Origin of the sequence: Tepidibacter mesophilus (genome assembly GCF_002724055.1) — a bacterium.
Lineage (GTDB): Bacteria > Bacillota > Clostridia > Peptostreptococcales > Peptostreptococcaceae > Tepidibacter_A > Tepidibacter_A mesophilus.
In genome coordinates this window covers 1-22,644 of the sequence record NZ_BDQY01000001.1, presented here as the reverse complement: position 1 = coordinate 22,644, position 22,644 = coordinate 1, and the positions used below count along the sequence as shown (strand labels likewise).

22 protein-coding genes and 1 pseudogene are annotated in these 22,644 nt (G+C 29.1%); 18 read left to right on the top strand and 5 right to left on the bottom strand.

What is annotated here, in order from left to right:
• Positions 1-8: 8 nt before the first annotated feature.
• Positions 9-431 (top strand): VOC family protein, encoded by a 423-nt coding sequence (locus tag Tmeso_RS00100; protein ID WP_099187147.1) that lies wholly within the window; start codon positions 9-11, stop codon positions 429-431.
• Between the two features lie 211 nt (positions 432-642).
• A pseudogene (locus Tmeso_RS16180) lies at positions 643-749 on the top strand (IS3 family transposase); the annotation flags it as partial.
• 218 nt (positions 750-967) lie between these two features.
• On the opposite strand, the gene Tmeso_RS00095 reads toward Tmeso_RS16180, so the two are convergent.
• Positions 968-1,660, bottom strand: a complete 693-nt coding sequence (locus Tmeso_RS00095; protein ID WP_099187146.1) for a hypothetical protein — start codon at positions 1,658-1,660, stop codon at positions 968-970.
• A gap of 592 nt (positions 1,661-2,252) precedes the next feature.
• On the opposite strand from Tmeso_RS00095, the gene pepI reads away from it, so the two are divergent.
• The 3 genes from pepI (at position 2,253) to yidA (ending at position 5,052) form a co-directional block, all read left to right on the top strand.
• A complete protein-coding gene (pepI, locus tag Tmeso_RS00090; RefSeq protein ID WP_099187145.1) occupies positions 2,253-3,134 on the top strand; it encodes a proline iminopeptidase in 882 nt (293 codons plus the stop codon).
• Positions 3,135-3,212: 78 nt separating this feature from the next.
• A complete protein-coding gene (locus Tmeso_RS00085; RefSeq protein WP_099187144.1) occupies positions 3,213-3,713 on the top strand; it encodes a cupin domain-containing protein in 501 nt (166 codons plus the stop codon).
• 520 nt (positions 3,714-4,233) lie between these two features.
• On the top strand, positions 4,234-5,052 hold the full coding sequence (gene yidA, locus Tmeso_RS00080; RefSeq protein WP_099187143.1) for a sugar-phosphatase: 819 nt from the start codon (positions 4,234-4,236) through the stop codon (positions 5,050-5,052).
• Positions 5,053-5,194: 142 nt separating this feature from the next.
• Here the strand turns inward: yidA and Tmeso_RS00075 are convergent, their stop codons facing one another.
• Complete coding sequence (locus tag Tmeso_RS00075; RefSeq protein WP_099187142.1) at positions 5,195-7,726, bottom strand: GH39 family glycosyl hydrolase; 2,532 nt, start codon at positions 7,724-7,726, stop codon at positions 5,195-5,197.
• Between the two features lie 309 nt (positions 7,727-8,035).
• Between Tmeso_RS00075 and Tmeso_RS00070 the strand changes: the two genes are divergently transcribed.
• Together Tmeso_RS00070 and Tmeso_RS00065 are read left to right on the top strand one after the other, a co-directional pair.
• Complete coding sequence (locus Tmeso_RS00070) at positions 8,036-8,971, top strand: flavodoxin family protein (protein WP_099187141.1); 936 nt, start codon at positions 8,036-8,038, stop codon at positions 8,969-8,971.
• Between the two features lie 200 nt (positions 8,972-9,171).
• Positions 9,172-10,569 carry a DHA2 family efflux MFS transporter permease subunit gene (locus Tmeso_RS00065; protein ID WP_242967768.1) on the top strand — a complete coding sequence of 466 codons (1,398 nt, stop codon included), beginning with the start codon at positions 9,172-9,174 and terminating at the stop codon, positions 10,567-10,569.
• A 196-nt stretch (positions 10,570-10,765) separates the two neighbouring features.
• On the opposite strand, the gene msrB is transcribed toward Tmeso_RS00065, so the two are convergent.
• Together msrB and Tmeso_RS16260 are read right to left on the bottom strand one after the other, a co-directional pair.
• Positions 10,766-11,722, bottom strand: a complete 957-nt coding sequence (msrB, locus tag Tmeso_RS00060; protein WP_278281308.1) for a peptide-methionine (R)-S-oxide reductase MsrB — start codon at positions 11,720-11,722, stop codon at positions 10,766-10,768.
• 139 nt (positions 11,723-11,861) lie between these two features.
• Complete coding sequence (locus Tmeso_RS16260; RefSeq protein WP_187296162.1) at positions 11,862-12,032, bottom strand: hypothetical protein; 171 nt, start codon at positions 12,030-12,032, stop codon at positions 11,862-11,864.
• 396 nt (positions 12,033-12,428) lie between these two features.
• Between Tmeso_RS16260 and Tmeso_RS00055 the strand changes: the two genes are divergently transcribed.
• The 3 genes from Tmeso_RS00055 (at position 12,429) to Tmeso_RS00045 (ending at position 14,171) form a co-directional block, all read left to right on the top strand.
• Entirely contained in the window at positions 12,429-12,644 is a 216-nt protein-coding gene (locus Tmeso_RS00055; RefSeq protein ID WP_330400269.1) for a hypothetical protein, read from the top strand.
• A 53-nt stretch (positions 12,645-12,697) separates the two neighbouring features.
• The gene (locus tag Tmeso_RS00050) at positions 12,698-12,991 is read left to right on the top strand and encodes a spore coat protein (RefSeq protein WP_099187139.1); all 294 of its coding nucleotides are present in this window, start codon (positions 12,698-12,700) and stop codon (positions 12,989-12,991) included.
• A 388-nt stretch (positions 12,992-13,379) separates the two neighbouring features.
• Entirely contained in the window at positions 13,380-14,171 is a 792-nt protein-coding gene (locus Tmeso_RS00045; RefSeq protein WP_099187138.1) for a GNAT family N-acetyltransferase, read from the top strand.
• A gap of 315 nt (positions 14,172-14,486) precedes the next feature.
• On the opposite strand, the gene Tmeso_RS00040 is transcribed toward Tmeso_RS00045, so the two are convergent.
• Positions 14,487-15,017, bottom strand: a complete 531-nt coding sequence (locus Tmeso_RS00040; protein WP_099187137.1) for a folate family ECF transporter S component — start codon at positions 15,015-15,017, stop codon at positions 14,487-14,489.
• A 652-nt stretch (positions 15,018-15,669) separates the two neighbouring features.
• On the opposite strand from Tmeso_RS00040, the gene Tmeso_RS16895 reads away from it, so the two are divergent.
• From Tmeso_RS16895 to Tmeso_RS00005, 8 genes are all read left to right on the top strand, one after another.
• A complete protein-coding gene (locus Tmeso_RS16895; RefSeq protein ID WP_278281307.1) occupies positions 15,670-15,801 on the top strand; it encodes a hypothetical protein in 132 nt (43 codons plus the stop codon).
• Positions 15,802-15,807: 6 nt separating this feature from the next.
• Positions 15,808-16,782 (top strand): helix-turn-helix transcriptional regulator, encoded by a 975-nt coding sequence (locus Tmeso_RS00035; protein ID WP_099187136.1) that lies wholly within the window; start codon positions 15,808-15,810, stop codon positions 16,780-16,782.
• Positions 16,783-16,816: 34 nt separating this feature from the next.
• Positions 16,817-17,356, top strand: coding sequence for a nitroreductase family protein (locus Tmeso_RS00030; RefSeq protein ID WP_099187135.1), 540 nt, complete (start codon positions 16,817-16,819; stop codon positions 17,354-17,356).
• A gap of 250 nt (positions 17,357-17,606) precedes the next feature.
• On the top strand, positions 17,607-18,800 hold the full coding sequence (locus Tmeso_RS00025; RefSeq protein ID WP_099187134.1) for a phosphoenolpyruvate hydrolase family protein: 1,194 nt from the start codon (positions 17,607-17,609) through the stop codon (positions 18,798-18,800).
• A 159-nt stretch (positions 18,801-18,959) separates the two neighbouring features.
• Positions 18,960-20,168 carry a Tm-1-like ATP-binding domain-containing protein gene (locus Tmeso_RS00020; protein WP_099187133.1) on the top strand — a complete coding sequence of 403 codons (1,209 nt, stop codon included), beginning with the start codon at positions 18,960-18,962 and terminating at the stop codon, positions 20,166-20,168.
• 36 nt (positions 20,169-20,204) lie between these two features.
• The gene (locus Tmeso_RS00015; protein WP_099187132.1) at positions 20,205-21,035 is read left to right on the top strand and encodes a phosphoenolpyruvate hydrolase family protein; all 831 of its coding nucleotides are present in this window, start codon (positions 20,205-20,207) and stop codon (positions 21,033-21,035) included.
• A gap of 92 nt (positions 21,036-21,127) precedes the next feature.
• The gene (locus Tmeso_RS00010) at positions 21,128-21,337 is read left to right on the top strand and encodes an aspartyl-phosphate phosphatase Spo0E family protein (RefSeq protein WP_099187131.1); all 210 of its coding nucleotides are present in this window, start codon (positions 21,128-21,130) and stop codon (positions 21,335-21,337) included.
• 379 nt (positions 21,338-21,716) lie between these two features.
• Complete coding sequence (locus Tmeso_RS00005) at positions 21,717-22,301, top strand: helix-turn-helix domain-containing protein (RefSeq protein WP_099187130.1); 585 nt, start codon at positions 21,717-21,719, stop codon at positions 22,299-22,301.
• Positions 22,302-22,644: the final 343 nt, after the last annotated feature.

The following is a 22,644-nucleotide window of genomic DNA, read 5'->3' as shown; positions in this document are numbered from 1 at the left end:
GTAAGAAAATGGTACAATCAATTGTCCATATAGCTCTAGTTGTTAAAGATTATGATGAAGCTATAGAATTTTATACGAAAAAACTTCATTTTACACTAATTGAAGATACATATCAACCTGAACAAGACAAACGTTGGGTAGTTGTATCGCCACCTAGTTCTACTGGGACTACAATATTACTTGCAAGAGCATCGAAAACTGAACAAGAGGCATTTATAGGTAATCAAGCTGGTGGCAGAGTTTTTCTATTTCTAGGAACTGATGATTTTTGGAGAGATTATAACGAAATGATTTTAAAAGGGATAGAGTTTGTAAGAGAACCTAAAGAGCAATCATACGGTATAGTTGCAGTATTTAAAGATTTGTATGGTAATCTATGGGATTTAGTTCAATTTAAAGAGAGTCATCCAATTGTAAAACGAGTAAATTAAACAATGAATTTAAAATTATAATAAAGGGATTTAAAAACTTGAGTATAATATATTTGCTTATTATCCATGTTTTATGAAGTATAGTAGATTCTCTATTAAATACTCTAATTAATAATTTAAAGTGTTTTTTTAACATGAATATTTTTAGTAGATGAGAAAATACTATTAAGGATTCTATAAATAGTTTGATACTGGAGGTTAGACAAAATGTGAATTATTTGATTATGTAATTGGTATAACAATCACAGAATCCACGGGTCCTTAGATTGTCTTAGTCCTGTAGAATATAGGTTTATTGATATCCAACAAAAAGTGTAAAAATTGTTGACAATTTAAAGTACCTATAGAACAAACACTTTTTTAGTATGTCTTATCTATAGGTACCATTTTAATTAACATTCTTATTTAATTTCTTTTTTTCAAAAATTTCTGTTCGTATCATTTATGATGCGGTTCACTGTAATGGGGGTAAGCAGGATTATTTATAAGACATTTAAGTTGTGCCAAAATTGCCTGTTTCCTAGAAAAAACAAGCATTACCCATATACACTATCTTGAATGACTTTAATTTCTTCTCGTATACCTTCAAAATCGCCTGGCGAAAATAGCCCTTCAATAATAATAGGGGCATTGACTTGTTTCACTTTATTCAGCAGTTCCATTTGCCCACTCTCAACAATGGGGGTGCGCCCCAGTTCATCAATAAAACCACTCACATGGATGGCTTTTATCTGTTCTCCATGATGATTCAAGTATTTATCAATATAATCTTCAAAACGGATTGATCGATTAATATCTAATACACTATCAAAACCATGCTGATGCAATGCCTCATCAAAAGTCTGCCACGATGCATGATTAGGATTTTTTATATAATAAGGAAACGAGCAATCTCTAAATTGCGACCAATCCTTAATACAATCAAAGTGAAAAATGACTGCATCAATTTTCACTTTTTGAACAATCATATCTAGATGAGCAAATACATCTTTCGTTGCTTTGTTATTTTTGTAATTGATTCCACACCAAGGTGCATGAATCATCACATGATTAAACTGTGTCAATTTTTCACATAGCTTAGGTGATGAAGCAAACTGGCGAAGCATTTTCAATGTGCTAAACGCAATAACAATACGATTAAATCCTAACTCCTTGCAAATATTCAGTTTGCGTTCAGGTCCAATATCCCACAAACAGAATGCAGATGTTGAAATAGCAATATCACACATTAATATTTACTCCCTTCCGGTCCTAAGTTTAGGTTATTCATAATTATACTTATAAAAACAGAGTCTTGTCTAATTGAATATTTCAATGCTCTTCTCTTCTAAATTTAATCTTTGAATAACTGGCTGAGAAAATGAGGCTACGCAACAGTAAATTGTATGAAGAGCAACTTGGCAAAGGGGATAATTAGATATATTCAAAATTAATAATAGTATAAGTTAAGAAAAAAATACTTATCAAAATAAATCTACATGGTATTTTAAGAAGAATTGTAAAAAGGGTACATTATGTTATAATATCGCCAAGAAGTAAGTTGTAGTAGTACAAAATTGTGAAGGATATACTAATTTAAATTTAGATAATATATAAGACAAGTATACTAGGAAGAATACCTTAAGTGAGGTTATTTTTATATGCTAACAGATTATAACTTTTATAAAGGAATGTATGCTAAATACTAGAATAACAAAAAAACTATAAAGTTCTATAAAAAATAGGAAATTATAAAATTTAATCTTCATGTTGACATTTTTAGGTAATAATATTATCCTATTAGTATTTAATAACTAAAAAATAAACATAAGGAGATTGATTATGAAAATTACTGAAGGGTATATGCCATATCTAGAATATAAAACTTACTATCGTATAGTGGGTGAATGTACAGGAAATAAGAAGCCGTTGGTTTTACTACATGGTGGACCGGGTTCTACACATAATTATTTTGAAGTACTTGACAAAGTTGCGGAAGATGGACGTGCAGTTATTATGTATGACCAATTGGGATGCGGATTGTCTTCAACACCTTCTCGTCCTGACTTGTGGTGTGCTAAGACTTGGATTGAAGAATTAATCCAGTTACGTAAACACTTAGGCTTAGATGAGATTCACTTATTAGGACAATCATGGGGAGGAATGCAGGCAATCCAATATGCTTGTGAATATAAACCGCAAGGAATAAAGAGTTATATTTTATCCAGTACTCTACCATCAGCTGAATTATGGGAAAAAGAACAGCGTAGAAGAGTTGCATATCTTCCTAAGGAAATGCAAGCTGCTATTGCAAAAGCAGAAGAAAATGGAGATTATTCGTTAAAAGAGTATCAGCAGGCAGAAGCAGAATTCATGCTTCGCCATTGTGCAGGACCAGTAGGATCAGATTCCCCAGAGTGCTTAAGACGACCAAAGGTTGCTGGAACAGAGGCCTATGTAACTGCCTGGGGTCAGAATGAGTTCAGCCCATCTGGTACATTAAAAAACTTTGATTTTATGAAAGAGATTGAATATATTCAAGAACCTAGTTTAATTATCAGTGGTTTGCTTGATCTTTGCTCGCCACTTGTTGCAAAAACAATGAATGACAAGATTCCTAATTCAAAATGGGAATTATTTGAATTTAGTCGCCATATGCCGTTCGTAGAAGAGAATGACAAATACATAGAAGTGCTTATTAAATGGTTGAATGAAAACGACTAATGAATAAGTAAGCTATCTGAATCTTTTTATCAAAGCAAAAAATAATCACGAAAGTGAAGGTTAAAAGGGGCTTTAGAAATGTATACAGCAGATTATTTTATTGAAAAACTAAATATGAGTTCTCATCCTGAAGGTGGATTTTACAAAGAAATGTTTGTTTCTGAACAAACTATTACATATAATAACTTAGATGTTAACTTTAAAGGCAATAGAAAACTATGGTCAAGTATTTACTTTTTATTAAGAGATGGAGAAGTTTCAAATTTTCATAGACTTAAATCTGATGAAATGTGGTATTACCAATCAGGTTCTCCATTAACAATATATATGATTTCTCCTGAAGGTGAACTTACACAAGAAAAGCTTGGACTAGATATTGAAAATGGAGAAAAGCCTCAAGTTCTAGTTCGTAAAAATTATATATTTGGCTCTGCAATGAATGATCCTGGATATGCTCTTGTTGGATGTATGGTTTCCCCTGGATTTGAATTTGAAGACTTTGAACTATTTAAAAGAGAATACCTTTTAAAGAAATATCCTCAATATAAAGATGTTGTTATTAAATTAACAAGAAAGTAATTAATAAAAGTAATTCTTTTTGGTAGTAGACTGTTTTGGGAATCCTTACACCCGTTATAGTGATAGAGTGTAAACAAAGTAATCTTTGTTGTACTTGAAGAGGTTGATATTGTTAGATATCAATAAAAATAGATGGAATCATGTGACTAAAACTCCCGTCCAATAGTTAATAACTATTTGAGGGAGTTTTTTAATTATAAGGATAAATAGTTTAAAAGAGTATATGATATACCATATCTATACTTAAGAAAATCATGGCAAAAGTTAATTTTAGATATTATAAAAAACAATTTGAAAGGTATAAGAACTAAATGACTAATTAATAGATTATATATAACATATAAGGAATGATTTTATGTAAATGCACAAAGAGAGATTTAATAAATATAGTAGTTATGCCCAAATAATGAATTGAACTCTTTAAGTTTATATCTTAAAGGGTTTTTCAAAGTATAAAAAATATATTATAATATTATTTTAGTATATATAATACTACAATAAACAATAGGAGGAAAAAGTTATGTATAAATTAATTGGATTAGATATGGATGGTACCTTACTTAATAAAGAAATGAAAGTATCAGAGGCTAATTATGAAGCTATTCAACAGGCAAAGAATCAGGGAAAGAAGGTTGTTCTAGCAACTGGAAGACCACTTCTTGGTGTTAAGAAATTTCTTAAAGAGTTAGACCTTATTTCTGATGAGGATTATGTTGTAGCATTTAATGGAGCGTTAGTTCAAACTACTAAAAGTGGAAAGATTATTTCTAAGATAACTTTAAGCTTAGATGATTACAAAGAACTTTATGAACTGAGCAAAGAACTTGGTGTTAACATACATGCATTAACAGAATCTAGTGTAATTACGCCAAACAGCAATAAGTATACAGATTTAGAGGGTAGTATGAATGGAATAGATGTTTATGAATTACCAGTTGAGTCTGTTGATAAAGATGAAACTATAGTTAAGGTTATGATGATTGATGAACCTGAATTAATAGATAAGATTATTCCTAAAATACCTCAAAATATTAAAGATAAATATACTATTGTAAAGAGTGCTCCTTTCTTTTTAGAGTTTTTACACAAGTCTGTAAATAAAGGAGTAGGGATTAATGCAGTTGCAAATGAGCTTGGTATTAATTCAGATAAAGTAATTTGTGTTGGAGATGCCGAAAATGATCTTGCGATGATTGAATATGCAGGACTTGGAGTTGCCATGGAAAACGGATTTGATGAAGTTAAAGAAATTGCAGATTATATAACTTTATCAAATGAAGAAGATGGTGTTGCACATGTTATAAATAAGTTTATGATAGAAAAAGTAGACGCAGTATAATACAAAAGCCCCTTGAATTTAAGGGGCTTTTGTATTAAGAAGATAATCGGCATTTAATTATTATAGCTGATTTATTAAATACTTCAATTTCATATATTAAATTTCTCAACTACAGCTATAAAATACAAAATTATAAGTATTTTTAGATATTAAGAAAATCAGCATAAAGAGGTTTGATTTCTATCAAGCGTACTTCATGTGGCTGTAATTCAGTAGTTATTGTTAAGGAGTTGTTTTCTATATCTAGTATTTTTTTTTGAATTAGTGGAAGAGATACAGATTTTAAATACTCAATATCATTTTTATTTTCTAAAGGCAGACCACCTAGTTCAAGCCATTTATCAAAAGAACTTCCATAGTTTTTATTCACAATAGTTTCTGTTAACTGATAACTATCTTCCAAAAGATTTGTAAGTGGAAGAATTACTTTTAAAGTATGGGACTTTGGAAATGGTGTATACCTATTCTCAAAAGTCATATCAAATACTTCACCTGATGCATAAAGTTTTGAATAATGCTGATAATTATATAAGATTATTTGAATTGAATCTCCATCTGTAGTTATAAAGAATCCATCTCCTTTTTCAAGAAGTCTGTCACCGAGCTTATTAAGCATTTGGAAAACATAATAGTGGGATTTTTTTATTCCATTGTAAGTAAAAAAACCTTTACCTCCTTGATATAATTGATTTTTTATCTTTACTTCTTCAGTGAAATCTGATATTTGCCAATAACCAAAACTTTCAATGGTATCGTAATTTTCTAATATGTTTTTAGCGATATATGCTGCTTTGTATACAGTGTCGTTTAATAATTCATTATGAGATATTGAAGAATTCCAACCAATTAAATATAGCTTGTCAGTTTCCCAATGATTTTCCTTCATTCTTTTTCTTATACATCGAATGTTTTCTTTTAGGGCATTTTCAGATTCCATATATACTAGATACTTTTGCATTTCACCATGAACTTTTCTTGAAATAGTGGTAACATCCTGCCCTGATAAATCCATGGGATAAAAATGCATATTTATAAAATCAGGGAAACAATCATTTAGTTTACAGAAATCTATAAATGTATCTAGCCAGTTATTTGACCCCGCTATTGTATCAGAAAAAACTGGAGAACTACCAAAGCAAATATAGGGGCTAATATTTTTTATAGTTTTATACGTTTCTTTATAAAAATCAAAAAAATCATTTCTATTTTTAAATCCAAACATTTTTATTAAATCAGGTTCATTCCATAAGAAAAATGGCCAAGATTCAACTTCTTTTTTACCGTATCGAGAAATAAAATGTTTAATTAGCTGCTGGATAATATAAGTCCACTTTTGCATGCTTTTTGGCAAACTAATAACTGAATCAATAAAAAACATTGTACGCTCAGGATTACTTGCTAGTTTTTTAGGCATAAAAGAAAGTTCCATAAAAGGTTTTAAATTAATTGAAAGAAGAAAATCTATTACTAAATCAATATAAGTAAAACATAATTCCGGGTCTCCATTTTCATTTTCAGAATAAAACATCATTTCATCATCAAGTAATCCATGAAAACGAATATACTCGAATCCAATATCTTTTTGTAATTCAAGAAGCATATGTTGATTTTCACAAATTAATAGATGTTTTGCCTTTCCAATACAAGTAAGTGTTTTAAATGTATGTCGAAGCGGCATTCCTTTTATTGATGTATTAATTGGACTTATTTCATAAATTGTAGTATGAGATTTGTTTTCCTCTGAAATAATAACATCCTGTTTAAGATAATCTACTAAACGATTAAAGGAAGTATGATGACGCAAAGCAAAATAATTTATACTCTCCGTCATGCTATTTTGACTCTCAGAATTATATGTATCCATTTTTTTTCGATATTTACTTGGAAGACATTCATATTTATTTTTAAATACAGAAACAAATGAGCGTGTATTTGAAAAACCATTTTTTTCAGCAATATATTCAATTTTTAAATTAGGCACAGCTAAATCTTTTGTTGCATAAGAAAGCCTAACTTCCGTTAAATATTCACTAAAACTAATACCTATAAATTCTTTGAAAATTTTTGAAATATATGGGGCAGATAGATAAAATGCATCTGCTAAATCAGTTAATGATATTTTTTGTCTATAATTTTCGTTTATATAATTCAATATATTTTTTATTCTCTCTGAATTCTTATTTAAGTCATTGAAATTATTAGTATCTTCTACTTTGAAATTAGTGGTCAATGTGTACAATAATTTATAAATATATGATTTATTCAAAAGTTCAATATTATCTTCTGGATTTAGGTTAGATTTTACAATTGAAGCAAGAAGCCGCTTTAAGGGTAGAAATTTAGTTTTATCTGTTTCTATAGATGAATTGCAATCAAATCGCTTTTGAGAGAAACGAGAAATTTCGGAATCAAGCGAAGAAATATCAACTTTTAAGGATAATACTTCACATTGATTACTAGATAAGGCATGTACATCAAACATATTTATAAGAATAATATCATCTTCGTGTAAATTATACTGCATATTACGGCATTGAACGTGAACACTACCCGATAATACATATATTAGCTCTATACTTTGATGCCAGTATCTTTCTAAATTTTCAATGGAAAGTACAGAAAAATTCATTGAAGAAGAAGTTTTAAAGTTTACAAGTTCTTGATTTATATCCATAGAGTACCTCCATAGTAAAAATATAATTTTAGAATATAATAGAGTACTAAATTATAACACTATCAATAAAGATTATAACATAACAGAAAACAAGAAAAAAATTAAAACTGCAAAATTTTAATTTTTTAACTGCAAAATTTTATCAAGAATAATAAAAAAAATATCTTTAAAGTAAAAAAGAATATAAAACTGTAGTTAATATAATATATGAATATATATTTTATATAACTTTAACATGTTAAAATACTAATGAATAAAAAAACTGTGTGAATACTTTGCACGAAAATAAATAATCGGAGGATATAAAATATGAAAATTTTAGGCATTTCAGGTGGACGAAAATATGGGAATAACGATTCTATGTGTAAAGAGGCTCTTATAGCTGCAAAGGAGATGGGAGCAGAGGTTGAATTTATTAATCTATTAGATTTAGATATAAAACATTGTATTGGGTGTACAGCATGTGTAAATTCACTTATGACAGGGAAAGGAAATATGTGTGTATTAAAAGATGATTTTGATTGGTTATTAGATAAGATGCTGGATGCAGATGGAATAATCTTTGCAAATCCGATTTTTTGCAAAGGCGCTCCAAGTATGTTCCTTGCAATTAGAGATCGTTTTGGACCAAGAATGGATAGAGGTAATAATGTTACTGCTAATAAAATCGCAAAAGAAACAGGAGGTAAAACTCCAGACCCAAGAATATTAAAAGATAAGGTAATTTCTTATATAGGTATTGGAGGTTCAGATTGGGTTACAAGATTCCAATGTGATTCAGCAATACAAGCATTAACTCCTATGTGGAAAGTTATAGATAATGAAGTTTTTCCTTGGTCTACAGGGATTATTGTAGATAAGGATAAAGTTGCAAGAATTCATGAAATAGGTTGGAATCTTGCTAAAGCTGCACAAGATATAACTAATGCTTCTTATAAAGGAGAAGAAGGTGTTTGTACACACTGCCATAGTAGAAATTTCTTTTTAGACAGGGAATCTACACATGCTATTTGCTGTATGTGTGGTATTGAAGGGGATGTTAAAATTGTTGATGGTAAAGTAAGATTTGAATTTCCACAAGAACAATTGAAACATGCACATGATACCTTATCTGGGAAATTAATTCATGCTGAGGATATTGGAAAGACGATTGCTACAAGCATAGAATTAAAGAAATCAGATGATTACAAACAAAGCATAGAAAAATATAAGAATTTTATTACAGCAACTAAGCCAGCAAGATAAAAGAATAAAATAGATATTGTGTTTTATGGAACTTTAATAATTTATTGACTTAAGATTTATCATACAGAATGAAATCCACGGCAATCAAAAATTTGATTGTCGAGGGTTATTTTAGTTTATGAAAAAATAGTTAGCTGTTTTTTAAAAATTTAGTGTGTAGATTTAACTAAAAAATCAAGGAAACAATGGAGGAAAATAAATTGGAAATTACAAAGAAAATAGATTCAACGGCAATCATATCAGTACTAGTATTTAGTGCATTTATAGCTACATTTAATGAAACTGTATTAAATGTAGCATTATCAGGTATTATGAAAGAAATGGATGTTACTGCTGGTACGGTTCAGTGGTTAGTCACAGCATATATGATAGTAACATCGATTATGGTACCTGTTACAGCATTTCTTATTCAAACATTTAAAACCAAGAACTTATTTTTAAGTGCATTAGGATTGTTATTATTAGGAACAGTATGTGCCGCATGTTCAGCATCTTTTGTTATGTTAATGATTTCAAGAATGATACAAGCTTCTGGTACAGGCATGATGATACCAATTATGATGAATACAGTATTACTAGTAGCTCCAAAAGAAAGAATAGGTTTAGCAATGGCGGCCTGTGTATGTGCAGTTTCACTTGGGCCTGCCTTTGGACCAACGGCTTCAGGGATTATATTGCGATATTTTAGCTGGCATGCATTATTTATAGCTTTAATTCCAGTTATAGCAGTAACTATGCTTGTAGGAAAAATGGTGTTAGTTGATGTAGTAGAGATTACAAAACCAAAAATAGATTATTTATCAGTTATACTTTCAACTATAGGACTTGGAGCTGTAATATATGGAATAAGTAGTATTGCTGGAGGGAGTATTATTGTAACTTTATTAAGCTTTATTATAGGGATAGTTTGCATAATAATTTTTGTAAAACGTCAATTTAATTTAGTTGAACCTATGTTAAACTTATCACCATTTAAATATCCAAAATTTGTAATAGGTATATTGTTAGTAATGATATCAATGATGACTATCTTTACTATGAATGTAATGTTGCCAATGTATTTAGAAGGGGCACTACGAACAACAAGTTTTACAGCAGCTCTTGCATTATTGCCAGCTGTACTTTGTAATGGAATTGCAACACCTATAGGTGGAAAAATATACGATAAATTTGGTGTAAAGTGGTTAGTACCTGTTGGATTAGGAATAACAGGTGTATTTTTATTAGTTTTAGTTCAGTTTAATAGTGAAACATCATTAGTAACGGTAATCATAACTTATATGTGTATATGTGTAGGGGTTGGATTTACCATGTCACCATCTCAAACACATTCTTTAAATCAATTGCCTAAGGAGTATTATCCTCATGGAGTAGCAATAGTAAATACACTACAGCAAGTTTCTGCTGCAATAGGAGCATCATTATTTATGGGAATAATGTCAGTGGTTCAACTTAAAATTTTAGAGACAGGAAATGTAACAAATGAAGTTGCAGTAGCTTCAGGATTTTCAAGTGCAACAACAGTAGCAGCAGGTATTGTTATAGTCGGTTTCATTTTATCATTTAATTTTGGACGTGGAAAGATTAAATATAGTTAGTAGACCTAGGGAACTTCAAAATTGAGCAAAAATAAAACTGGGCATTTGAGTGTGTGCAAGCAGCATGATTTCGATATTTAATTCGATTCATGCTGTTGTTTTAATTGTATTGAATTTTATTTATTATTATTTTTAAAATTATTGAGTATTTTTATACAAAGTGACTATTTTAGTATGTGTATTAATAAAAGTTATGTTAATCAAAAATGTATTTATAGTCTTGATACCCTTCTTCTTCTAGCTTATCTTTTGGAATAAATCTTAAAGAAGCCGAGTTTATACAGTATCTAAGACCACCCTTATCTACTGGACCATCATTAAATACATGGCCTAGATGAGCGTCAGATTTAGTACTTATAACTTCTATTCTATGCATATTATAGCTAAAATCAGCTTTTTCTTTTATAAATTTTCTATCTATGGGTTTTGTAAAAGAAGGCCAACCACATCCAGAATCAAATTTATCGTTTGAACTAAATAAAGGCTTACCGGACACTATATCTACATATAGGCCTTGTTTCTTAGTATCCCAATATTCATTATTAAAAGCAGGCTCTGTACCTTTATTTTGAGTTACTTCATATTGAAGGGGGGTTAATTTAGATTTAAGTAGTTCATTATCTTTTCTTTCATTCCAATGGGTTTTTATAAAATTTTCCCTTCCTGACCTTGTTTTATAAATTTCATATTGGGTAGGATTTTTCTTATAATAATTTTGATGATATTCTTCTGCTAGATAAAAAGTTTTAGATGGTAATATTTCAGTAACTATAGGATTATCAAAAACACCATTTTTTTGAAGTGAATCTTTGGATTTTATAGCTTCTTCTTTTTGCTTTTGATTATGATAAAAGATAGCAGTTTTATAAGAGTTACCTCTATCACCAAATTGACCAGTAGAATCTGTAGGGTCTATTTGTGACCAAAATATAGATAGTAATGAATCATAGCTTATGATATTGGGATTGAATTTTATTTGTACTGCTTCATAGTGGCCTGTAATGTCACTACATACTTGTGTATAAGTTGGATTTTGTTGATGACCTCCTGTATATCCTGATGAAACCTCTAGTACACCTTTATATTCGTGAAACGGCTTTACCATACACCAAAAGCATCCTCCTGCAAAAGTGGCTAAATCATATTTGCACAAATATGATCATCTCCTTCCATTAAATAGTATATTATACTCATACCCATATAATTTTTATAGAATCTAATAAAATTAATTTATGCCATAAGTTAAATCATATAATGCTTCATAAAAAACAGGAGCTTTCGCTCCTATCTTTTTATTGATCTATTCTTGCCTTTGGGCCTTGCTTATTGTTCTGTTTTCTGTATCCAATATCTGTTTTATATTCATTTAAACCTAGTTCATTTGAAGTTTCTAGATTCATATTTTCTATTCTTTCTGCAATTTTTTTATCTTGTTTATTGAATTGTTTGTTTTTACCAGACATACAAGCATCTCCTTTATATATAATCTAATTTATTTTATGTAAAAATTTTGATTTTACCCTAAGAAATTTGTGGATAAAGTTTCTGAAATAATATTACAAGTGTACTATACATTTGTAATATTATTATTTACACTAATAAAATGCTAATAGCTAGTGTTGTTCATCTTTGTAATATGTACATATTTAGTAAAATTATAACAAATTAGCAAAAGTAGATGCACTATATTTTTACACTTAATTGAGCAAAATAATATGGATATTGAATAAATTAACACGAAATAATTTATAATTTTGCAGTTAGTAAATATATAGTTTAATACGTATATATTTTTTACTAAGAGGAGATAATATATTTTGTAGCCAAGCTACTAGAACATTATAGGAGGTAAAGAATTTATGAATATGAATATGGGTGGAAAACCACAATTAGAAGATAAAAACTTAAAAGTAATAAATGATCAATTGAATTATGAGTCTTTGATGAATAAAAAATGTAATTTATATTCTCAATACTGCACAGACCCTCAATTAAAATCTTTATGCACAGAAGCAGCGAATACTCATAAACAAAACTTTATATCACTAAAAAACTATTTAGAATCGCATGAATAGTATTTGAACAAACTACTATGAATTCATTAACATAAATTATAGGAGGTATAATTATGCAAAACCTAACAGGTGGAAATGTTGGAAATTTAACTGAACAAGAATTAATGGATGATATATTAGCTACTGAAAAACAAGTTATATCGGCATATAGTACTGGAATAACAGAAAGTTCTTGTCCCAACCTTAGAGATACATTAGTAAATAATTTCAAAACCTCACAAAATATTCAATATAGAGTTTTTGATGCTATGAAACAAAAAGGTTGGTATAAAACAGAAGATGCTCCAACAAATAAAGTTCAAGAAGCCAAGCAAAAAGCTACTCAATTATCTAGTGGGTTAAAATAATTTTATTAAATGAGAAGAATAAATATAGACTTATTCTTCTCATTGTACTTTAAGGGGACATTGAGGTAGGGCTTTATCATGACAAAGAGAGAAACTAGATATGAGTACAAAAATTTCATAGCTTATTTATGAAAAGAAGGGACTTACGGGTAGCCTTCTTTTTAACATGTATTAAAATATAGGTATGTTAAAAATTGTTTGTTTTTGGGTATCAATAAAATTCATACAAAATATTACATAATTAGTAATACTTTGTAAACAAAAAAGTTATAAGACATAGGATTTGAGTAAGTACATGTAGAAATATGTTCTTGGGATAATTCACGTATACTATAAAGTATTCTAGGAATAACACAAAAAATAATATATAGAAAGGTTGTATTATAATATGGAAGTAAGAATTATTCATAATACTAGTGTAGTTTATAAGTTTTTAGAAAACAAAGCAAAATATAATTACATATATCAATTAAATTATTTATCAATTAAGGAATGGGACAATGTTGTTTGTTATGGATTATTTGATAATTTAGAACTTAAACAAATCGCTATATTAATTATCAACTATGAAATACCTGTCTTACTTGCTGCTAGCTTTGAAAATGAAAAATATAATACAGAGTTAGTTAAAAGAATAAAAAATTTTTTACCAGCACAATTTTATACTCATATTAATAGAGCAACTTTAGAAAGTGTATTTTCACAAAATAATATTTTTGAATTAGAAGAATACATGAATATGGGTTTATGTGATTATAAGAATCGAGATGAAAAATATGAAAATGAAGCTGTAAGGTTAGGTTTTAATGATCTAAATGATATAAAAGAACTAATTATGGAAAGTTACCCAGAGGCATGGCTAGATGATAATTTAGTTAAGTTAGATGAAAATTTTGGGATATATGATAATAAAAAGTTAATAAGTTTTGCAGGTATACATGCTTATTCTGAAGAATATCAAGTTGCTACTGTAGCACATATAACAACTCACCCTGATTATAGAAAAAGGGGATATGGTGAAAAAGTAGTGTATTCATTATTAAAAAGTCTTAAAAATAAAATAAAGTTTATTGGACTAAACGTAAAAGTAAATAATTTTTCAGCAATTAATTGCTATAAAAAACTGGGTTTTAAAGAGTTTGGAAAATTTATAGCTTGTACAGTAGAAAACAATATATAGTATTTTAGAGATTTCGAGTACTAGCCGGTAATATCCCTTTAAGCTAACGGTTCCTGATAGCATTTTGTAAAGTGGAGTATCATATCAAAGAATATCATGTATAGCATATGTAGGGAGTATAATTATAAATAATAAAAAATAAGTATATATAGATGATTACTAGCGAAGAGGACTAAATTTCTTATAACACAAATCAAGTGTTGTTCATATTTAAAAATATAGTGAGTGTTGGAAAAAATAAAGTAGAAATAAAAAAATTCAAGGATTAACTTAATTACAATTTAGATGGAGTATTACTCCATCTAAATCAGCTTTTTATCTTGCTCCTATAAGACGGTTTATTTTAAGTAAGAATTTATCCCATACAAGACTTATTAAAATAAATTGAACAGGTATCATAATTAGAGTTTTAATTATGCGAGTAGGAAGTAATGCTATATATCCTTTACTTATAAGGATTGATAGCCATAAAGTATCTAGACCTAAGTTAAGTAGAATACATACTATTAAAACTGATAGGAGTAGTCTCTTATGTGACTTGGGCTTGTTGTGAAATAAAATACCATAAGTAAACCCTGTAAGAAATGCAGTTAATGTAAAACCAGGAAAATAAGTTCCCATTGGGAATAAAGCAAATCCAATAAGGTCTGCTATAGCAGCTGTAACTCCTCCTACCCAAGGTCCATACAATATTGAAGTTATGGCTAATGGTAAAAAACCAAAACCTATCCGAACTATTGGTGTATGAATAGACATAAATCTTGTTAATATAACTTGCAACGCTATTAAGAGTCCAAGCTCAGCAGTTATTCTTGCATTAAGTTTTTTATTTCCTTGATTACTCATAAAATCACCCTATTCATTAGTAAATGTATGCGTGTATGCATAAATATAATGGAACGATTGAATAAATATGTAAAATATTTGTATTAAAATTATAACATAACTGCATTAATTTGTCATAAAATTATATAAAAATAGAAAATGAAGAATTTTGTTGATTGAAATTGGCTTAAGAAACATTTAAATCATAAAGAAATTGAATTTTCTGATTTATATGCAATTCAAGATTTGAATATCATCCTTTTAGATTCTAGAGAATACCAACGATACACTGGGGATTATTAACTCTTATATTCAAAAAATGGGCATATACCGAATACCATTAATCCACATTGGGCAAAAAATATAAATACAGATGGTACTTTAAAAAATAAATCTGAACTTGTAAAAAACTTTAGCTTCGCTACTATTTCAAAAGAAATCATCACTAATAGTAAAGTCAAGTATATTCTATTTGCATTCATTTAAGATTTCAAAAATTCAAATTCAATGGAAAAATAATTTATTGCAAAGGGAACTTAATAAGAAATATATTAATAATAATACTGACAGGTTTATGTCAGTATTATTATGTTATTATTAATATAAAATTAGTAAAGATTGCAAAAGATTACTAATTACTTATTACTGAAAAGAAATATGAGGAGGCCATATTATGGACGCTATACAAGTAGTTTTGGAAAGAAAAAGTATAAGAAAATATGAGGAAAGGGAAGTTTCTGATGAAATAGTAAAAGCAATATCAAATAGATATAATAAATCAAAAGTACATTTTTATAAGTGGTGATTTAGTATGCAAAAAATAGAACGATTAATGGCTATAATTTTAGCTTTAAAGAACAAGAAAAAGATGACTGCAAAAGAGCTATCAGAGGTTTTTGAGGTTGATGTTAGAACTATCTATAGAGATATGCAGGCTCTAAGTGAAATTAATGTACCTGTGATATCTTATCCAGGTAGCGAAGGTGGTTATGAAATATTAGATGATTATTTTATACCACCAATAATGTTTAATAAAGATGAAGTATTTGCGTTACTTCTAGCTAAAAAGATTGCTGATATAATTAATATTCCAGGCTATGGTGCTTCTGCTAATTCTGCTTTTTTGAAAATCGAAAACATTGTAGATGAATGTTTTAAAAAAGATTTTGATGACGTACAAAAGAAAATAGTTTTTGATATAAAATCTAATGATATTGATATTGAAAATTCTTATGTTTTTGATATTGTAAAACAAGCACTTAAGCATAACTTTAAATTAAAGGTGAGTTGTAATGAAAATATATCTAAAAATTTAGAAGAACAGATAATAAGACCTTATGGGATTGTGTTTGAAGACGGTATATGGTACATCGTTGCATTTTCAGAGTTGAGTAATTCAAAGATTCATTTAAATATTGAAAGTATAAGTAATATTTCTGTATTAGATGAAGTATTTGATTCATCCGAGAATTTCAATATGAAAAATTACTATAGTAGTTGCTGTTTTAAAAATGCTTACGAAACCACAGATAGCATACTTATAAAGTTAAGAGTAAAAAAGAATATATATCCTAATATAAAAGATTATGTGTTTTTTAAGTATGGTGAGATTAAAGAAGATGGTGACAGTTATATAATTGGTGTAAAGACAACTAATGTTGATTTTTATGTTTCTCTTGCTTTTAGATTTTTTAATAGTTTAGAAATTTTGGAACCTTTGTGGATTCGAGAAAAATTTAAAGAAGAATTAAAGCGACTAAATAGAATTTATGAAATTAAATTTTAAAATAAATTTAGAAAACTATTGGAGGTTAAATGCTATGATTAAAGAAATTGAAATGCGTAGAAGTATAAGAAAATATATGGATAAGCCGATAGATGATGAAAAAATTTTTCAACTACTTGAAAGCGCAAGACTTGCTCCATCTGGCAGTAACACTCAACCATGGCACTTTATTGTAGTTAAATCAGAATTAACTAGACAAAAACTAGCAGAAGCATCTCATAATCAAAAATGGATGAGAATGGCTCCAGTTCATATAGTATGTGTTGCAGATATACGCACAAGAATAAATGATGATGTAGACGTGTTGTTGGATGAGAACAGTCCTCAACCAGAGCTTAAGCTTATAATTAGAGATACATCGATTGCAATAGAGCATATAGTGCTTGAAGCTGATCATTTAGGCTTAGGTACTTGCTGGGTTGCGTGGTTTACACAAGAAGAAATCAGGCCAATATTAAATATACCATCAGACAAATATGTAGTAGGTATTATTCCAATTGGCTATGCAGACGAGGCACCAAAAGAACGTCCTCGCAAGAAACTTCGAGATATAATACATTATGAAAATTGGTAAAAAAATTAATAAAGGGCTACTCCAAGCACTCTAACAGATTAAATAAAACGTAAATAGATTCTAATTGTAGACAATAATTGGGTGACTATGAATTAATAGCAAAATCTTGCAGTAAGTAAATGAACTTAAAAATAAGATGTGATAAAATGGTAGTAAAAGGTAATAAAACTGTTTCTACAATTGTTTTTAGCTACAGTTTTGAATTTGTGGGGAATAATAAATTATTAACAAGATAAGAGGTATAGAAAGTATGGATAGAGAAAAGTTATTAAATAATATCAATGCACAAATAAAAAAGGGAAATCATATTATTGGAGTAGCAACAGGTACAGGGATGACAGCAAAATGTGCTAAAAAGGGAGAAGCTGATTTTATTTTAGTGTTAAATTCAGGTAGATTTAGACAAATGGGGAGAAGCTCATTAGCGGGTTTTTTACCATTTTGCAATAGTAATGATATGGTAATGGATTTTGCTTCAAAAGAAGTTATACCTTTGGTAGAAGATATGCCAATTATTTTTGGACTCAATGCAACTGACCCTACAAAAAATATGAAAAGTTATATAGATGAAATAAAGAATATGGGTTTTTCAGGTATTAATAACTATCCTACAGTTGGACTTATAGATAGTCAATTTAGAGAAGCTCTCGAAGAAGATGGATGTAATTATTTAATTGAAGTAGAAGCAATAAGAATAGCTCATAAAAAAGATATGTTTACAGTTGCATTTGTATTTAATGAAATACAAGCAGAGCAAATGATTAATGCTGGGGCTGATGTGATTTGTGTACATTTAGGTTTAACAGGAGGAGGGTTACTAGGAGCAAAAAAAGTATTTTCATTAGAAGTTGCAAAGGTTAAAATGAGAAAGATATTTAATAAGTGTAATGAGTTAAAACCAGACGTGCTTAAACTAATATATGGTGGTCCTGTAAAAACACCAATTGATGTTCAGTACATGTACAGTAATAACAAAGATTTAATGGGATATATAGGGGGATCAGCATTTGAACGAATTCCATCAGAAAAATCTATTATTAATATAACAAAAGCTTTTAAAATCTCCGAACAACTTAATGAAGATGATTTAATGCTTAAGATGTTAGATGGGGTTACAAAACACTATAACTATGTTGAGTTTGTGAAGGAATACGTTTCTCGAAATTATATGAATGATATTTCTTTTTTAGATTTAGCTAAGGTAGCTCATGTATCTAGAGGATATTTAAGTAGTCTATTTAAAAAAGAAGTAGGTTGTAGTTTTTCACAGTACTTAGTCAAATTCCGTATAAATAAAGCAGTAGAAATTATAAATAAAGAAAATATACAGTTATCAGATTTAGCAGGATTAGTTGGTTATAAGGATTATGCACATTTTAGCAAGATGTTTAAAAAGTATAAAGGATGTTCTCCCAAAAAATATAAAACTAAAAATATAACATAAACACAAAAACATAGTACATAGTAACGTTTACATTGAGATGCAAAAAAAGTATGATTAATTATAAAGTTAATCATACTTTTTTCATGAAAACGTTTTCTGATTTTTTATCTAATAGTATAAATATTAGGTAAAAGTAAAGTTATAGAGGAGGTTTAACAAATGAAGACAATCGCTATTGCAGGAACATTTGATACGAAAGGCACTGAATATTCATACGTAAAAGAATTGATTGAAAGTTTAGGTTTAGGTACTTTTACAATTCACACAGGAGTATTTAAGCCAACATTTGAACCAGATATATCAAACAGTGAAGTAGCAGAGGCTGCAGGCATAGACATAAAAATTCTAGCTTCTAAAAAAGACAGGGCATTAGCAACAGAGTTATTATCAAAAGGTATGGAAAAATTAGTACCTAAATTATACAATGAGGGCAAATTTGATGCAATCATCTCCTTTGGAGGTTCTGGAGGAACTTCACTGGTAACTCCAGCTATGAGAGCATTACCTATAGGTATGCCAAAGGTCATGGTTTCAACAGTTGCTTCAGGAAATACTGAACCATATGTAGGCACAAGTGATATTATTATGATACCTTCTGTTGTGGATGTTGCAGGTCTTAACTCAATTTCAACAAAGATTTTTGCAAATGCCGTATTTGCAATTGCAGGTATGCTTAAGTTTGAAAATACGAAGATTGTAGCGAAAAAACCATTAGTTGCGGCAACTATGTTTGGTGTAACAACGCCATGTATAACAGCAGCAAGAGAATATCTTGAAAAAAGAGGTTATGAGGTTCTTGTATTTCATGCAACAGGTATAGGTGGGCGTTCAATGGAAGCTCTTATTGAGGGAGGCTTTATTGAAGGTGTACTGGATCTTACTACTACAGAATGGGCAGATGAAATTATCGGCGGTGTTTTGAATGCAGGACCTAATCGCTTAGAGTCTGCAAGTAAAAAATATATACCACAAGTTGTATCAGTAGGTGCTCTTGATATGTGTAATTTTGGATCATATGAAACAGTACCTAAGAAGTTTATGGGACGTAATTTATATAAACATAATCCTACCGTGACCCTTATGAGAACGAATAAAGAGGAAAATGAAGCAATTGGCAAAAAATTGGTTGAAAAATTAAATCTAGCTAAAGAAAATATAGCTTTATTTATACCACTAAAAGGAGTATCTAGTATAGATGTAAAGGGACAACCTTTCTATGGTCCTGAAGAAGATAAAGTACTATTTGACACATTAAGAAACGGTGTAAACAAAAATATTGTAGAAGTAGTAGAAATGGATTGCGTTATTAATGATGTGGAATTTGCAGAAGCTGCAGCCAAGAAATTAATAGATATGATGGAAAAATAGTAAATTAATAAATTCAAATTACTGGAGGCGTTTTTTATGAATACAATGACAAGAAGCGAAATTATGCTAAAGTTTAAAGAGCAGGTCAAAGATGGACAAACATTATTAGGTGTAGGAGCTGGTACAGGTATTACAGCTAAATTCAGTGAAGCTGGTGGAGCAGATATGCTTATAGTTTACAATTCAGGTAGATACAGAATGGCAGGAAGAGGTTCTCTTGCAGGTTTACTATCTTATGGAGATGCTAATCAAATTGTAGTTGAAATGGGGTCAGAAGTACTTCCGGTTGTAAAAAATACTCCAGTACTTGCGGGTGTTTGTGGGACTGATCCATTCAGAGTAATGGAAGTTTTTCTTAAGCAATTAAAAGAACAAGGTTTTACAGGAGTTCAAAATTTTCCTACTGTAGGTTTGATTGATGGCGTATTCAGACAGAATTTAGAAGAAACGGGTATGGGATATGATTTAGAAGTTGAAATGATAAAAAAGGCACATGAGCTAGATATGCTTACAACTCCTTATGTATTTAATCCGAATCAAGCAAGAGCAATGGCAGCAGCAGGTGCTGATATATTAGTTGCACACATGGGACTTACTACAAAAGGTGAAATTGGTGCACAAACAGCACTTACACTAGATGATTGTGTAGAAAGAATTGGAGATATTATTAAGGCAGGAAGAGAAGTTAACCCTGATATTATGGTAATCTGCCATGGGGGACCCATTGCAGAGCCAGAAGATGCTGCATACGTAATAGAAAAAACGGAAGGAATTGATGGCTTCTTTGGAGCTTCTAGTATCGAAAGATTTGCAGCTGAAAAAGGTATAAAATTACAAACAGAAGCATTTAAATCAATAAGAAAATAGTACATGCTATAAGGGGTTGTTTGGGATTTGGTTTATGGATACAGACTATTAAATTAAAAGCTTATTAACTTATGAACAGAGGGGGGATAATCATGGTTTTATATGAGTTTAAAAAAAGGAAATCTCGAGTATATTATCATGAAAATTTCTATAGAGAAATTGAAAAAACTAGAGAAGGATTAAATAATTTAATAATAGAAAAAAATGAAAACTTACTAGATGAGGAAGTTATTAAATTAAGTCAATCTTTAGATAGATTAATTCTAAAATATCAAAGTATTATAAAAAAATTTAGTTCTTAATTAATGTGATTTAGCAATAATATTAAAAAAAAGGTTATCTTACAAACTAGTTGCTAAAGATGTAGAGCCATACACTATTCCATCTAAGTTTATAAAAAAGATTTACATAAGATGAAATACAAATATTACTAATATAATATTAAAAAAAGCTTTTCTTACTCATGAAAGTAGAAGAAAAGCTTTTTTTAATATAAATTGAAACATATTTTTGAAAATATAATATTAATAATGTTTTTTGATAATAAATATCATAAGAGTTCGTACTTGTACAAATATAATACCATTCATATGTCCGAATTAATATGCAAATTCCTCCTCTACGATTCGTTTATTGAATAAAATTGCTAAGTAGGTTAAATTAATATAAGAGGTGATAACAATGGACTGTAATAAAATTGGTAAATTAATATATCAATTGAGAAAAGAAAAAAATATGACACAAAAACAAATTGCAGATGCTATGAACATAAGTGATAAAGCAATAAGCAAATGGGAACGAGGACAAGGGTGTCCTGATATTTCTTTACTTCCAGAGTTAGCACAGATACTAGAGGTAAGTGTTGATGGGATTTTATCAGGCGAAATAAATTTAAATGAATTAGTAGGAGGGAACATGAATAAATTAAAGTTTTATGTATGTCCACAATGTAATAATCTAATGACAGCTACAGGAGATGCAACTATATTATGTTGCTCAAAAAAGATAGAACCATTAGAAGTGAAAAAAGCAGATAATAAACATATACTTGAAGTAGAGCCTGTAGAAGATGAATTATATGTAACTTCTAAACATGAAATGAAAAAGGAACATTACATTTCCTTTATAGCTTATGTTAGAGGAGATAGAGCTCTCATTGTAAAGCAATATCCTGAATGGAATATGGAATTTAGATTTCGTAAACAAGGTCATGGTAAATTATATTTCTATTGCATAGATGATGGTTTATTTTACCAAACAATATAAAATAATGAATTTGCTTAAGATATATTAACAAGAATGAATTATACATTTCAAAAATGACTATCTGTTATTATGTGAAAGAGAATGTGTAAATCATTCTTGTTTTGTATTAAAGTTATTTATAAAAATATATTTAGAGTTAGAATTGATTATAACATAAAAATAATATACTTTTTATAATTTGTATCAATACAACATATGTAAAATATTATATAATAACTATGAAAGTGCAAAAACACTTCAATAATTTTCCATTAAAATAAAACAAAAAAACATTTATGCAAAACCTTGTTATAATTAAGTTCCTACACAAAAACATAACAGGTGGTGTTGCATAAATGTTTCA